This is a genomic window from Bacillus sp. EB106-04-04-XG123 (assembly GCF_058791855.1).
The window spans coordinates 308,062-322,087 of sequence record NZ_JBYTDZ010000001.1 but is presented as its reverse complement, the minus strand read 5'-3'; the positions used below and the strand labels follow the sequence as shown (position 1 = coordinate 322,087).

General features: G+C 41.4%; 13 protein-coding genes. All 13 read left to right on the top strand.

The genetic code is table 11. The features are described 5' to 3' along the window. The first annotated feature begins 19 nt into the window (after window positions 1-19). The 13 genes from rplS (at window position 20) to hslU (ending at window position 14,014) form a co-directional block, all read left to right on the top strand. Window positions 20-367, top strand: coding sequence for a 50S ribosomal protein L19 (gene rplS, locus AC3WTB_RS01610; RefSeq protein WP_008354510.1), 348 nt, complete (start codon window positions 20-22; stop codon window positions 365-367). A gap of 90 nt (window positions 368-457) precedes the next feature. Then, the gene (gene ylqF, locus AC3WTB_RS01605; protein ID WP_024424188.1) at window positions 458-1,306 is read left to right on the top strand and encodes a ribosome biogenesis GTPase YlqF; all 849 of its coding nucleotides are present in this window, start codon (window positions 458-460) and stop codon (window positions 1,304-1,306) included. Window positions 1,307-1,382: 76 nt separating this feature from the next. Beyond that, window positions 1,383-2,147, top strand: a complete 765-nt coding sequence (gene rnhB / locus AC3WTB_RS01600; RefSeq protein WP_492333232.1) for a ribonuclease HII — start codon at window positions 1,383-1,385, stop codon at window positions 2,145-2,147. 26 nt (window positions 2,148-2,173) lie between these two features. Further along, window positions 2,174-3,913, top strand: a complete 1,740-nt coding sequence (locus AC3WTB_RS01595; RefSeq protein WP_492333231.1) for a glycosyltransferase — start codon at window positions 2,174-2,176, stop codon at window positions 3,911-3,913. Then, window positions 3,910-4,185 carry a FlhB-like flagellar biosynthesis protein gene (locus tag AC3WTB_RS01590; protein ID WP_003211418.1) on the top strand — a complete coding sequence of 92 codons (276 nt, stop codon included), beginning with the start codon at window positions 3,910-3,912 and terminating at the stop codon, window positions 4,183-4,185. Before AC3WTB_RS01595 ends, AC3WTB_RS01590 begins: the two co-directional genes overlap by 4 nt. A gap of 176 nt (window positions 4,186-4,361) precedes the next feature. Further along, entirely contained in the window at window positions 4,362-5,522 is a 1,161-nt protein-coding gene (gene sucC / locus AC3WTB_RS01585) for an ADP-forming succinate--CoA ligase subunit beta (RefSeq protein ID WP_024426972.1), read from the top strand. Window positions 5,523-5,544: 22 nt separating this feature from the next. Next, on the top strand, window positions 5,545-6,447 hold the full coding sequence (gene sucD / locus AC3WTB_RS01580) for a succinate--CoA ligase subunit alpha (protein ID WP_007499624.1): 903 nt from the start codon (window positions 5,545-5,547) through the stop codon (window positions 6,445-6,447). 63 nt (window positions 6,448-6,510) lie between these two features. Then, window positions 6,511-7,413 (top strand): DNA-processing protein DprA, encoded by a 903-nt coding sequence (gene dprA / locus AC3WTB_RS01575; RefSeq protein ID WP_039178503.1) that lies wholly within the window; start codon window positions 6,511-6,513, stop codon window positions 7,411-7,413. 193 nt (window positions 7,414-7,606) lie between these two features. Then, the gene (topA, locus tag AC3WTB_RS01570) at window positions 7,607-9,682 is read left to right on the top strand and encodes a type I DNA topoisomerase (protein WP_058837708.1); all 2,076 of its coding nucleotides are present in this window, start codon (window positions 7,607-7,609) and stop codon (window positions 9,680-9,682) included. 70 nt (window positions 9,683-9,752) lie between these two features. Then, window positions 9,753-11,057: an FADH(2)-oxidizing methylenetetrahydrofolate--tRNA-(uracil(54)-C(5))-methyltransferase TrmFO gene (trmFO, locus tag AC3WTB_RS01565; protein ID WP_034317774.1), complete on the top strand. Its 1,305-nt coding sequence runs from the start codon at window positions 9,753-9,755 to the stop codon at window positions 11,055-11,057. A gap of 62 nt (window positions 11,058-11,119) precedes the next feature. Continuing rightward, window positions 11,120-12,037 carry a tyrosine recombinase XerC gene (xerC, locus tag AC3WTB_RS01560; protein WP_212042671.1) on the top strand — a complete coding sequence of 306 codons (918 nt, stop codon included), beginning with the start codon at window positions 11,120-11,122 and terminating at the stop codon, window positions 12,035-12,037. Window positions 12,038-12,051: 14 nt separating this feature from the next. Next, entirely contained in the window at window positions 12,052-12,597 is a 546-nt protein-coding gene (gene hslV, locus AC3WTB_RS01555) for an ATP-dependent protease subunit HslV (RefSeq protein WP_024424181.1), read from the top strand. A 16-nt stretch (window positions 12,598-12,613) separates the two neighbouring features. Continuing rightward, window positions 12,614-14,014 carry an ATP-dependent protease ATPase subunit HslU gene (gene hslU, locus AC3WTB_RS01550; RefSeq protein WP_024424180.1) on the top strand — a complete coding sequence of 467 codons (1,401 nt, stop codon included), beginning with the start codon at window positions 12,614-12,616 and terminating at the stop codon, window positions 14,012-14,014. The last annotated feature ends 12 nt before the right edge of the window (window positions 14,015-14,026 follow it).

Genomic DNA, 14,026 nt, shown 5'->3' with positions numbered 1-14,026 from the left:
TTGGAAGGAGTTGAAAACGATGCAACATTTGATTGAAGAAATCACAAAAGAACAATTACGCACTGATCTTCCTGCGTTCCGTCCTGGTGACACTTTACGTGTACACGTTAAAGTTGTCGAGGGTACTCGTGAGCGTATCCAGATCTTTGAAGGTGTTGTAATTAAGCGTCGTGGTGGTGGAATCAGCGAAACTTTCACAGTTCGTAAGATCTCTTACGGTGTAGGCGTTGAGCGTACATTCCCTGTACACACACCAAAAATCGCTAAGATCGAAGTTGTACGTCACGGTAAGGTACGTCGTGCGAAACTTTACTACCTACGTGAACTTCGCGGTAAAGCGGCTCGTATCAAAGAAATCAGACGATAATGATATCAAAGGAAAGAGCTTGTTACCTGTAACAGGCTCTTTTTTTGTACAATGTATAAAGATAACAGGTAGAAGAGAGAAGGTGCACATATGACGATTCAATGGTTTCCAGGCCATATGGCAAAAGCAAGACGTGAAGTCACAGAAAAATTAAAGCTCATCGACATCGTATTTGAATTAACCGATGCAAGAATTCCGATGTCCTCTAGAAACCCAATGATCGAAGAAATCCTTCAAAATAAACCCAAAATCATGCTATTAAACAAAGCTGATAAAGCAGATCCTCGTATGACAAAGGAGTGGCAGGCGCATTTTGAGCAGCAAGGCGTTCGGTCACTAGCTATTAACTCTGTCGATGGACAAGGGTTAAATCAGATCATCACAACTTCAAAAGAAATTTTAAAAGAAAAGTTCGACCGCATGAAAGCGAAAGGCGTCAAACCACGTGCCATTCGAGCACTGATTATCGGGATTCCCAACGTCGGAAAATCGACCTTAATCAATCGTTTAGCGAAAAAGAACATTGCCAAAACAGGAGACCGTCCTGGTATTACGACATCACAGCAATGGGTAAAGGTAGGGAAAGAACTAGAGCTGCTCGATACCCCTGGAATCCTCTGGCCGAAGTTTGAAGATGAGCAAGTAGGACTCAGACTTGCGGTGACTGGAGCGATCAAAGATTCGATCATCAACTTACAGGATGTCGCTGTGTATGCACTTCGTTTTCTAGAAGAGAACTACCCAGAGCGATTAAAAAAACGCTATGACCTAGCGGAGATACCTGAAGATACGGTTGAGCTGTTTGATGCAATTGGGACTAAGCGCGGCTGTCTAATGAGCGGGGGATTCATAAACTATGACAAAACCACCGAAATCATTATTCGGGATATTCGAACAGAAAAATTTGGTCCCCTCACTTTTGAGAAGCCTGAAAGCTAAAAGACACGCAGCTCATGCGGGTCTTTATTTTTTGTGAAAAACTGCCGATATAAAGAAGGAGGCTGCGAAAAAGCCTATGTACACGGTGAAACAAATAAAAGAACTAATAGAAAAGCATGCAGGCGATGAGTCATACATTCGTGAGCTTGTGAAAGATGATACGAGAAAAAGTGTCCAAAAACTCATAGAAAAGTGGCACAAAGAGAGAGAAAAGCAGCAAGCACTTCGCGTGGCATGGGATGACATGCTGCAATTTGAAAACAAAGCAAAGGCGCAGGGATACACATGTATTGCTGGAATAGATGAAGCAGGAAGAGGACCGCTCGCCGGCCCAGTTGTGGCAGCAGCCGTCATATTAAAGGAAGATACAGTCCTGCTCGGTTTAAACGACTCAAAGCAATTATCTGAGAAAAAAAGATTGGCTTATTTTGATTTAATTCAAAAAGAAGCACTTGATATCGGAATCGGCATTGTTGATGCGGCTACGATTGATGAAATCAATATTTATGAAGCATCAAGACTGGCGATGGTGAGAGCTGTGGAGCAGTTAACTCATACACCTGATTATCTACTCATAGATGCCATGACACTTCCACTTTCTACTCACCAAGAGAATATCATCAAAGGAGATGCAAAAAGTGCATCCATTGCAGCAGGTGCATGTATTGCGAAGGTGACAAGGGATCAGATGATGGAAGAGTACGGGCGTAAGTATCCTGAGTATCAATTTGAAAAACATAAAGGGTACGGAACGAAAGAGCACCTGGCTGCGATTCAAACACATGGTGCTGCCCCAATCCACCGATTATCGTTTGCGCCGGTGAAATCTGTTATATCATAAATTTTAGTCTAAGGAGGCTGCCTGTGATGACAAGAGTTGAGGACATACATACAGCACTGAATAGCCGGCTGAATACAGCCGAATCGGTTCCATTAAACACCGAAGGGAAGGATAATGTTCATCGGCTGATTCTCGGCAAAGTACTAAAAATGCTTGGAGATGATACAGCCCTTGTTCAAATAGGCTCAACGAAAATAAAAGCGCAGCTGGCGGCTCAGCTTAAAGCAGATGCGTTTTATTGGTTCCAATTTGAACAAGAGGGTGGAGGCAGCCTCAATAAACTAAGACCCGTTCAGCAATTTGATCAAGATCCTAAGACATTAAAGGATGCAGCAGTCAAACTATTAGAAGGTCTCTCACTGAAAAATGGGCTTGAAAACATGCTGACAGCTACAGCTTTTTTAAAGGAAAAGTCCGTCATCAACGAAGGAGAGTTAAAAACGGCAGTGAAGTGGATCGAACAGCTTCAAGGAGCTGATGTGAAGAAAGGGCTCCAGTCACTTCTTTTTGCTTTAAAGAAAGATTTACCGATCCGGCAAGGGGTGCTTCAATCTATTTTAGCCGTAAAATCATCCTCTGCCCTTCATCAGGATATAACAGCGCTATTAAATCAATTAACACAGCTGCCGAAGCACACAGACGCCACACAGACCCTTACACAAGCCGTTCGGTCAGTTATAGATGCAGAGACAGCCGTCCATGCAGAAAAGCTCTTATCAGTCCTTCTAGCAGCGAGAGAAGGCGAGGCGAAGCAAGGCGGTAGTTTACCAGTAACGACTCAGCTCAATCCGTCTCAGCAAAAAGAAAATAGCCATGCCCCAATCGTTCAAGAGCGGCAGCCGTCCCAAGTTCTTCAGACAAACGCGCAGCAGCAGTCAACAAGTCCAAAAGAGCTGCAAATCCCGCTTCAGCAAATTGAGCGGATACTGGCCAGCTTGATGAAACAAGGTGCAGATGGGCAACTAGAACCCAACTTAAAACAGCTCACAACATTGCTGCACGGACTCCAGCAGGCAGGCTCTCAGCCTGACGCAAAAGCAGCTGTGCTTCAAAAAGAGTTTCCATTTCTTTCGAAACCGGAGGCGAAAGCATTAGCTCAGGCGGTGCAGCAGACTGAACCAACATTAAGCAATAAAACTGATGTGCTCGATTTACTAATGACGATGAAAAAGGCAATCGGTGTGCGTGATGAAATTGGTATGCTGAAACTGCTTGAAAAAGGCAGCCAGGATGTCAAAAGTCAGGAGCTGCACCAATTAAAGCTTACCTTAAATGATGTGAGACAGGCTGATTTACCAGAGCACGTTAAAAAAGAAGTGGATCAATTATTTCATAGATTGAATGGACAGTTATTTGTGCAGCAGGAGAACCAAACCGTCAGTCAAATGATGGTTTCCTATCCTCTTTTCTCAAAACATAGTGTTCAAGATTTAACCTTTATACTAAAGGGACATAAGAAAAAAGATGGCTCTATTGATATTTCTCAGTGCCGCCTGATGTTTTATTTAAACATGGAAAACCTTGAAGAAACCTTAATAGACTGTACGATTCAGCAAAAGGTCATGTCCATTACTGTCGAGACAGCTCATGAACTGCAAGGAACCATTAATCCGATGATTCCGGCTGTTCGGGAGAATTTAAATGCTCTAGGATACAGTTTAACGGGAATTACAGCAAAAAAGAGACAAGAGCCAGTAGATCCGTCTCAATTTCTAGATGAACACTTTCATAAAATCAGCGAGAAAGGGCTGGACTTACGAGTATGAAGGATTCAAAACCGCTTAGAAGAGCGGTCGCTCTGCATTACGATGAAGAAAAACAAAAGGCGCCAAAAGTCGTTGCAACAGGCAGCGGCTATGTGGCAGATCATATTATTGAAGAAGCAAAAAAGTCGGGAGTCCCTATCCAGGAAGACCGTAATTTAGTCGAACTCATGCGCCACTTAACGTTAGATGAGGAAATCCCTGAAGCGTTATACGATACTGTAGCAGAAATTTTTTCGTTTATCTACAGGTTAGATCAAAAAATGAAAAAATAAGGTAAAATAAGTGATTTGACTGAAAAATTTATATTTTTAATAAAATAAAAGTTTGAATGTTTAGAAGGATTTTACGATTTTACATAGAACCCTAGACATTCTCTTTTTTATTCTTTAAAATGAAAGCGCAGTCTATTTTATAATTTTTGTTTCTACATATGTTGGGAGGATGGGAAATGAATATCCATGAGTACCAAGGAAAAGAAATCCTAAGAAAATATGGGGTTTCAGTTCCAAATGGTAAAGTAGCATTTACACCTGATGAAGCAGTGAAAGCATCAGAAGAGCTAGGGAGCTCTGTATATGTCGTAAAAGCACAGATTCATGCAGGCGGCCGTGGTAAAGCAGGCGGGGTAAAAATTGCAAAAACGAAAGATGAAGTGAAAGGGTTTGCAGAGGAATTGCTCGGCAAGACACTTGTCACACATCAAACAGGGCCTGAAGGGCGCGAAATAAAACGCTTACTTATTGAAGAAGGCTGCGATATTCAAAAGGAATACTATGTTGGACTAGTTTTGGACAGAGCGACATCAAGAATTGTATTGATGGCATCTGAAGAAGGCGGTACTGAAATTGAAGAAGTAGCAGAAAAAACGCCAGAAAAAATCGTGAAAGTTGTTATCGATCCAGCGATTGGCCTGCAAGGCTATCAGGCGAGAGAAGTAGCATTTAAAATTAATATTCCAACAAAATTAGTTGGCCAAGCTGTTAAGTTTATGACAAGCCTTTACAATGCGTTTATTGAAAAAGATTGTTCAATTGCTGAGATTAATCCACTGGTTGTAACAGGCGATGGAAAAGTCATGGCACTTGATGCAAAATTAAACTTTGATAGCAATGCCTTATATAGACAAAAAGATATATTAGAATACCGTGACCTTGATGAAGAGGATCCAAAAGAAATTGAAGCATCTAAATATGACTTAAGCTACATTTCTCTAGATGGAAATATTGGCTGTATGGTCAATGGAGCAGGTCTTGCGATGTCTACAATGGATATCATCAAGCATTACGGCGGGGACCCTGCAAACTTCCTAGATGTTGGCGGCGGTGCAACAGCTGAAAAAGTAACGGAAGCATTTAAAATCATCTTATCTGATCAAAATGTAAAAGGGATTTTCGTGAACATTTTTGGCGGCATCATGAAATGTGATGTCATTGCAGAAGGTGTTGTTGAAGCGACGAAACAAGTCGGCTTAACATTACCACTTGTTGTACGTCTGGAAGGAACAAACGTTGAATTAGGGAAGAAAATCCTGAGTGATTCAGGCTTAAATATCACTTCTGCTGAGTCTATGGCTGACGGGGCAGAAAAGATTGTATCTTTAGTCAAGTAGAGCAGAAAGGCAGGGAACCTAAATGAGTGTATTTATTAATAAAAATACGAGAGTAATTGTTCAGGGGATTACCGGTTCAACCGCATTGTTCCATACAAAACAAATGATTGAGTACGGAACAAATATTGTTGGCGGTGTCACACCTGGAAAAGGTGGAACTGAAGTAGAAGGAGTTCCTGTATTTAATACTGTATCTGAAGCAGTTCAGACAACTGGAGCGAACGCTTCTGTTATCTATGTACCAGCACCATTTGCGGCAGATGCCATTTTAGAGGCTGTTGACGCAGAAGTCGATCTCGTCATTTGTATCACAGAACATATTCCAGTTCTGGACATGGTCAAAGTGAAGCGTTACATGGAAGGTAAGAAAACAAGACTTGTTGGACCAAACTGCCCAGGTGTCATCACACCTGAAGAATGTAAAATTGGTATCATGCCTGGCTACATTCATAAAAAAGGTCATGTGGGTGTTGTTTCTCGTTCTGGAACGCTTACATATGAAGCGGTACATCAGCTTTCAGAAGCTGGCGTTGGTCAATCGACAGCTGTAGGCATCGGGGGGGACCCGGTAAATGGGACAAACTTTATTGATGTGTTAAAAGCATTCAATGAAGATCCTGAAACGCATGCTGTGATTATGATCGGTGAAATCGGTGGTACGGCTGAAGAAGAAGCAGCTGAATGGGTAAAAGCAAATATGACTAAACCAGTCGTAGGCTTTATTGGCGGTAAAACGGCGCCTCCAGGAAAACGTATGGGACATGCTGGTGCCATTATTTCTGGTGGTAAAGGAACAGCTGATGAAAAGGTAAAAACAATGCGTGAATGTGGAATTGAAGTGGCAGAAACACCATCTGTCATGGGAGAAACGTTGATTAAAGTATTAAAAGAGAAGAATCTCTTCGAAGCTTGTAAAACGCATTAATGACACAAGAAGACTTGTTCTTTGACAAGTCTTCTTCTTTCTATCTTAAACTGGAGGAATGGTATGTACAACGTGTCCGAAAGAATGATTTTTCACCGCTTAAAAGGCCTCATCTCACCCTCATTACTTACAAAATGGTGGAAAGTCGATCCTGAGCTATATATAAATGAAGAAACACATCATTTTAAACAGGATCGAGCATTACAAACGATCGACTTTACCCGCTTAAAACAAGCTGAAGAAAATGAATTCCCCATTTTTCAACACATCGTTCAAGCCTATTTAAAGCAAAACATTCACATGATTCCCATCACATCACCCTTATATCCAAGCACTCTAAAAAATATTTATGATCCTCCCCCTGTGTTATTCCTAAAAGGAAACGTATCATATTTAAATGAAGAAAAAAGTTTAGGTGTAGTCGGCACGCGACTTCCATCATCTTATGGAGAAGCATGTGTGAAAAAAATTGTTGGTGAGCTTGTCAAAGAAGAGTGGATGATTGTTAGTGGGCTAGCTAAAGGAATCGATGGACTGGCACATAAAGAGTGCATCAGGAAAAAAGGGAAAACGATTGGCATTATAGCCGGTGGCTTTCAGCATTTATACCCAAAAGAGCATGCGCAAATGGCTCAATACATGGGCGAGCATCATTTGCTTTTGTCAGAGCATCCGCCTTATGTCAAACCAGAAAAGTGGCATTTTCCAATGAGAAATCGTTTAATTAGTGCGTTGACGAGAGGAACCATTGTCATTCAGTGCAAAGAAAAGAGCGGTTCTCTTATTACAGCCTATCAAGCACTTGAGCAAGGAAAAGAAGTATTTGCGGTTGCCGGTTCCATCTTTGATCCTAATTCCACAGGACCGGCAAGACTCATTCAGCAGGGAGCAAAGCTTGTTCATTCTACAAAGGATATTTTAGAGGAATTCTCCTTCCGCAGCGTTCAATATACTGAACTCTCATAAAAATATCGTTTGACAAAAGACATCGGAATATTTAATAATAGTGAGGATTTAAGTTTACACTTTGTTTTTCGTGTTTATAATGATGTTCATCATAAAGAATTTTTAACGATTGCCTGTTAGATAGGTGCAATTAACATAAATATGAATTGTGAAATGTATAAAGAGAGAACACCTCTTAAGGGGGATTTTGAGTATGGCTGATTATTTAGTCATCGTTGAGTCGCCAGCAAAGGCGAAAACGATTGAGCGTTATTTAGGAAAAAAGTATAAAGTAAAGGCTTCAATGGGACACGTCAGGGATTTACCGAAAAGTCAGCTCGGTGTTGACACTGAGCATGACTTCGAACCGAGATATATTACGATTCGCGGGAAAGGCCCAGTTTTAAAGGAATTAAAAACAGCGGCGAAAAAAGCAAAGAAAGTCTTTCTCGCGGCTGACCCCGATAGAGAGGGAGAAGCGATTGCTTGGCATTTAGCACATAGCCTTGACCTTGACCTCTCTTCTGACTGCCGTGTTGTTTTTAACGAGATTACAAAAGATGCGATTAAAGATTCCTTTAAGCATCCTCGTATGATCGATATGGACTTAGTTGATGCACAGCAGGCAAGACGAATTTTAGATCGTCTCGTTGGGTATAAAATCAGTCCGATTTTATGGAAGAAAGTGAAAAAGGGCTTAAGTGCTGGCCGTGTTCAATCAGTTGCACTCCGACTCATTATTGATCGCGAGAATGAAATTAATGAATTTAAACCAGAAGAATACTGGACAATTGACGGTACATTCCTCAAAGGAAAAGAAAGCTTCGAAGCAAGTTTCTTTGGTCTCAATGGCAAAAAACATCCATTGAAAACAAAAGAAGATGTAAAAGAAATCCTTTCGAAATTAAAAGGAAACAAATTCTCTGTAGAGAAAGTAACGAAAAAAGAACGTAAACGTAATCCAGCTGTTCCGTTTACGACTTCTACTTTACAGCAAGAGGCTGCAAGAAAATTAAACTTCCGTGCAAAAAAGACGATGATGATTGCACAGCAATTATATGAAGGAATTGATCTTGGTAAAGAAGGTACAGTCGGTCTCATCACTTATATGAGAACGGACTCAACACGTATTTCAAATACGGCGATTGAAGAAGTATCTGCTTTCATTGATCAGACGTACGGCAAGAATTTCTTAAATACAACAAAACGAACGGCTAAAAAGAATGAAAACGCACAAGATGCTCACGAAGCCATCCGTCCGACTTCTACGTTAAGAAAACCGGCAGATGTCAAGCATGTGCTAAGCCGTGATCAGCTTCGCCTGTACAAATTGATTTGGGAACGATTCGTGGCAAGCCAAATGGCGCCGGCTGTTCTTGATACAATGAGTGTGGATCTTGATCATAATGGTCTTACTTTCCGTGCGAATGGAAGTAAAGTGAAATTCCCTGGGTTTATGAAGGTTTATGTAGAAGGGAAGGACGACCAGCTCGAGGAAAAGGACAAAATGCTTCCTGATCTGAAAGAAGGGGATACAGTCCTTTCAAAAGATATCGAACCTGAACAGCATTTCACACAGCCGCCTCCACGCTACACAGAGGCAAGATTGGTCAAAACACTTGAAGAGCTCGGTATAGGCCGTCCATCTACGTATGCACCAACATTAGATACGATTCAAAAGCGCGGTTATGTCGCGCTTGATAATAAACGATTTACTCCGACAGAGCTTGGAGAGATTGTACTCAACTTAATCATCGAATTCTTTCCTGAAATCATTAACGTTGAATTTACAGCGAAAATGGAAAAGGAACTTGATAGTGTTGAAGAAGGTACGATCGAATGGGTTCGTATTATCGACAGCTTCTATCAAGACTTTGCAAAACGGGTAGAAAAAGCTGAAGCAGAAATGCAAGAAGTTGAGATTGAGCCGGAATACGCAGGTGTTGATTGTGAAGAGTGCGGACATCCGATGGTTTACAAAATGGGTAGATACGGCAAGTTCATGGCGTGCTCTAACTTTCCTGACTGCCGTAACACAAAACCAATTGTCAAAGATATCGGTGTCAAATGCCCGTCATGTCATGAAGGAAACATTGTTGAACGAAAATCGAAGAAACGCCGCATTTTTTACGGCTGTGATCGTTTTCCAGAGTGTGAATTCGTTTCTTGGGACAAACCAATTGAAAGAAAGTGTCCAAAATGCGAAAATATGCTTGTAGAGAAAAAGCTGAAAAAAGGCGTTCAAGTTCAATGTGTGAACTGTGATTATAAAGAGGAACAACAAAAATAGCGGTGAGCAACCTTGTTCACCTGCTTTTTTATGTCATCAAACAGAACTTACGAAATAGGAGAGTTGTCCAATGAGTCAATTTGTAAATGTGATCGGAGCCGGTTTAGCTGGAAGTGAAGCTGCATGGCAAATCGCTAAACGAGGAATTAAAGTCAATTTATATGAAATGAGACCTGTTAAACAAACGCCGGCTCACCACACAGATAAATTTGCGGAGCTTGTATGCAGCAACTCACTGCGTGCGAACGCTTTGACGAATGCAGTAGGTGTATTAAAGGAAGAAATGCGTCATTTAGATTCAGCCATTATCGCAGCAGCAGATGAAAGCTCAGTTCCTGCGGGCGGCGCGCTTGCAGTAGACCGTCATGAATTTGCAGCAAACGTGACAGATCGCGTGAAAAATCATCCGAATGTTACGGTCTTTCAAGAAGAAGTGCAAAGCATTCCAGAAGGCCCGACAATTATCGCGACTGGCCCGCTGACATCAGAAGCACTTTCAAAAGAATTAAAATCGTTAACAGGAGAAGAATATCTCTATTTCTACGATGCAGCGGCACCTATTCTAGAGAAAGATAGCATTGATATGGATAAGGTGTATTTGAAATCACGCTATGACAAAGGAGAAGCCGCATATTTAAACTGTCCAATGACAGAAGAAGAATTCGATCGTTTTTATGAGGCGCTCATTTCTGCTGAAACTGTGCCATTAAAAGAATTTGAAAAAGAAATCTTCTTTGAAGGCTGCATGCCAATTGAAGTCATGGCGAAAAGAGGAAAGAAAACGATGCTGTTTGGCCCGATGAAGCCAGTAGGACTTGAAGATCCGAAAACAGGAAAAAGACCTTACGCTGTTGTTCAATTAAGACAGGATGATGCAGCAGGTACCTTATATAACATCGTTGGCTTCCAGACACATCTAAAGTGGGGCGATCAAAAGGAAGTATTCCGTTTGATTCCAGGCCTTGAAGAAGCAGAGATTGTTCGTTACGGGGTGATGCACCGTAATACATTTATTAACTCGCCAAGCCTTTTAAGACCGACTTATCAGTTTAAAAATAGAGATGATCTATTCTTTGCCGGACAAATGACAGGCGTTGAAGGGTATGTCGAGTCTGCAGCTTCCGGACTTGTGGCTGGCATTAACGCCGCTCGTTTTGTCAAAGGAGAAGAGCTTGTGACACTTCCTGAGGAAACGGCGATTGGCAGTATGGCTTATTACATCACATCGACAAACAAGAAAAGCTTCCAGCCGATGAATGCGAATTTTGGTTTGCTGAAAGATCTAGGTGTTCGAATTAAAAACAAACAAGAACGTTATGCAGAGTACGCTAAGCGCGCAATCGAAACTATTCAAACTATTTCGAAATCTCTGTAGTAAAACATTGCACGGAAAGCAAGATATGTGATACCATTTAAAAGCCTTAAAGAGGTGTAAAAATGACGAATAAACAGCGTCTTGTCCACTTATTCATTGAATATCTGCAAATTGAAAAAAACTATTCAGCTTTAACGATCTCAGGATATACAGAAGCCATTGAAGAGTTTGTCAGATTTATGAACATTCAAGGAATAGACGGTTTTGAAGAGGTATCCTATCAAGATACGAGAATTTATTTAACAGAAGCTTATGAAAAAGGCCTGACAAGAAGAACGATTAGTAAGAAAGTCTCTGCGCTTCGCAGCTTTTATAAATTTTTATTAAGAGAACAGCTTGTGAAAGAAAATCCTTTTTTACTCGTTAGCTTACCAAAACAGGATAAGCGGATTCCTTCATTTTTGTATGAGGAGGAACTAAAAGAGCTTTTTACAGTTTCTGATGTCAGCACACCGCTTGGGCAAAGAAATCAAGCCATTTTAGAACTTCTTTATGCAACAGGTATGAGGGTCAGTGAGTTATGTTCATTAAAAGAATCTGATCTTGATTTATCGATGGATACAGTGCTTGTTCATGGGAAAGGCAGCAAGCAGCGGTATGTTCCTTTCGGGTCATATGCTCATGAAGCGCTCATTACTTATTTAGAGGATGGAAGGCAGAAGCTGAAATCTAAGGGGAAAGACCGCGCTGATGCACATGTGTTTTTGAATCAGCGCGGGACGCCTCTTACAGACCGAGGTGTTCGATTCATTCTCACTGAATTAATGAAAAAGGCGTCAGGTACATTACATATCCATCCTCACATGTTAAGGCACACCTTTGCCACGCATCTCTTAAACGAGGGGGCGGATTTGAGAAGTGTTCAAGAGCTTCTCGGTCATTCAAATTTATCATCTACACAGGTGTACACGCATGTATCAAAAGATTCTTTAAGAAACACGTACATGTCTCATCACCCAAGGGCTTTTAAACGATCCTAAAAGGAGGTTTTTTCATGTCATCATTTCATGCAACAACCATCTTTGCCGTTCAACATAAAGGAAAAAGTGCAATGGCTGGCGACGGTCAAGTCACTTTCGGGCAGGCTGTCGTGATGAAACACACAGCAAAAAAAGTGCGCCGTCTTTTCGGAGGCAAGGTGCTTGCAGGTTTTGCAGGTTCAGTAGCAGATGCGTTTACACTCTTTGAAAAGTTTGAAACAAAGCTTGAAGAATATGGTGGCAACTTAAAGCGGGCAGCCGTAGAACTAGCGAAGGAATGGCGAAGTGACAAGATGCTAAGGCAGCTTGAGGCCATGCTCATCGTCATGAACAAAGAGAGCATCCTGCTCGTCTCTGGAACTGGAGAGGTCATTGAACCAGATGATGGGATTTTGGCCATTGGCTCAGGCGGCAACTATGCGCTTAGCGCCGGGAGAGCACTCAAAACCCATGCAGGTGATCATCTCTCAGCGAGAGAAATTGCAAAGGCCGCTCTTGAAACGGCCGGAGAAATCTGTGTCTACACGAACGATCAAATCACTTTAGAAGAGCTTGAATAGAAAGGACATGAGACGTATGGAGAAAAAGCCGTTCACCCCAAGAGAGATAGTTGAAAAGCTTGATCAATACATCATTGGTCAGCTTGATGCGAAAAAAGCAGTGGCGGTGGCTTTAAGAAACCGTTACAGAAGAAGTCTTTTACATGATAAGCTAAAGGATGAAGTCGTTCCTAAAAATATTTTAATGATTGGCCCTACAGGTGTGGGGAAAACAGAAATTGCCCGCAGAATTGCTCGAATTTCTGGTGCCCCTTTTATTAAAGTGGAAGCGACGAAATTTACTGAAGTGGGTTATGTTGGCCGTGACGTAGAGTCCATGGTGAGAGATTTAGTTGAAACAGCGATAAGACTCGTCAAAGAAGAAAAAATGAAAGATGTTCAAGAAGAAGCAGAAAAACAAGCAAATAAACGCCTTGTTCATTTACTTGTTCCTGGTAAGAAAAAAAGCCAGTCTGTGAAAAATCCTTTTGAGATGCTGTTTGGCGGTTCTGATGAAGATGACCGTGATCGAGATCATTCAAATGAAGAAGTGGAACTCGAATCGACAAGAAAGCGAATTGCTCATCAGCTGGCGATGGGAGAACTTGAAGATCATTACGTCACGATCGAAGTAGAAGAACAGCAGCCTTCCATGTTTGATATGCTTCAAGGCTCGGGTATGGAGCAAATGGGTATGAACATGCAGGATGCGCTTGGCAATCTCATGCCTAAAAAGAAAAAACGCAGAAAGCTGACTGTTAGAGAAGCAAGAAAGGCGTTAACGGCTGAGGAAGCTTCAAAACTGATTGATATGGATGAAGTCAGTCAGGAAGCGGTCTACAAAGCAGAGCAGCAAGGAATTATTTTTATCGATGAAATCGACAAAATCGCCAAAAGCGGCGGTGCATCATCTGCAGATGTTTCTCGTGAAGGGGTTCAGCGTGATATTTTACCGATTGTAGAAGGTTCAACTGTGATGACGAAATATGGTGCCGTTAAAACTGATCATGTGCTTTTTGTTGCAGCAGGTGCATTTCATATGGCAAAGCCGTCAGATTTGATTCCCGAGCTTCAGGGGCGCTTCCCAATTCGTGTAGAATTAGATAAATTAAGTATAGAAGACTTTGTGAAAATCTTAACGGAACCAGATAATGCATTATTAAAGCAATATAAAGCTTTACTTGAAACAGAAGGTATATCTCTTGAATTTTCTGACGATGCTATTCATAAGATTGCCGAAGTGGCTTATCATGTCAATCAGGAGACAGATAACATCGGTGCAAGAAGGCTTCATACCATACTTGAGAAGCTGCTTGAAGAGCTTTCATTTGAGGCGCCTGATATAACGATGGAGACAGTGACCATTACCCCTCAGTATGTCGAAGAGAAGCTAGGAAAGATTGCAAATAACAAAGATTTAAGTCAATTTATACTTTAACAAATGAATAAA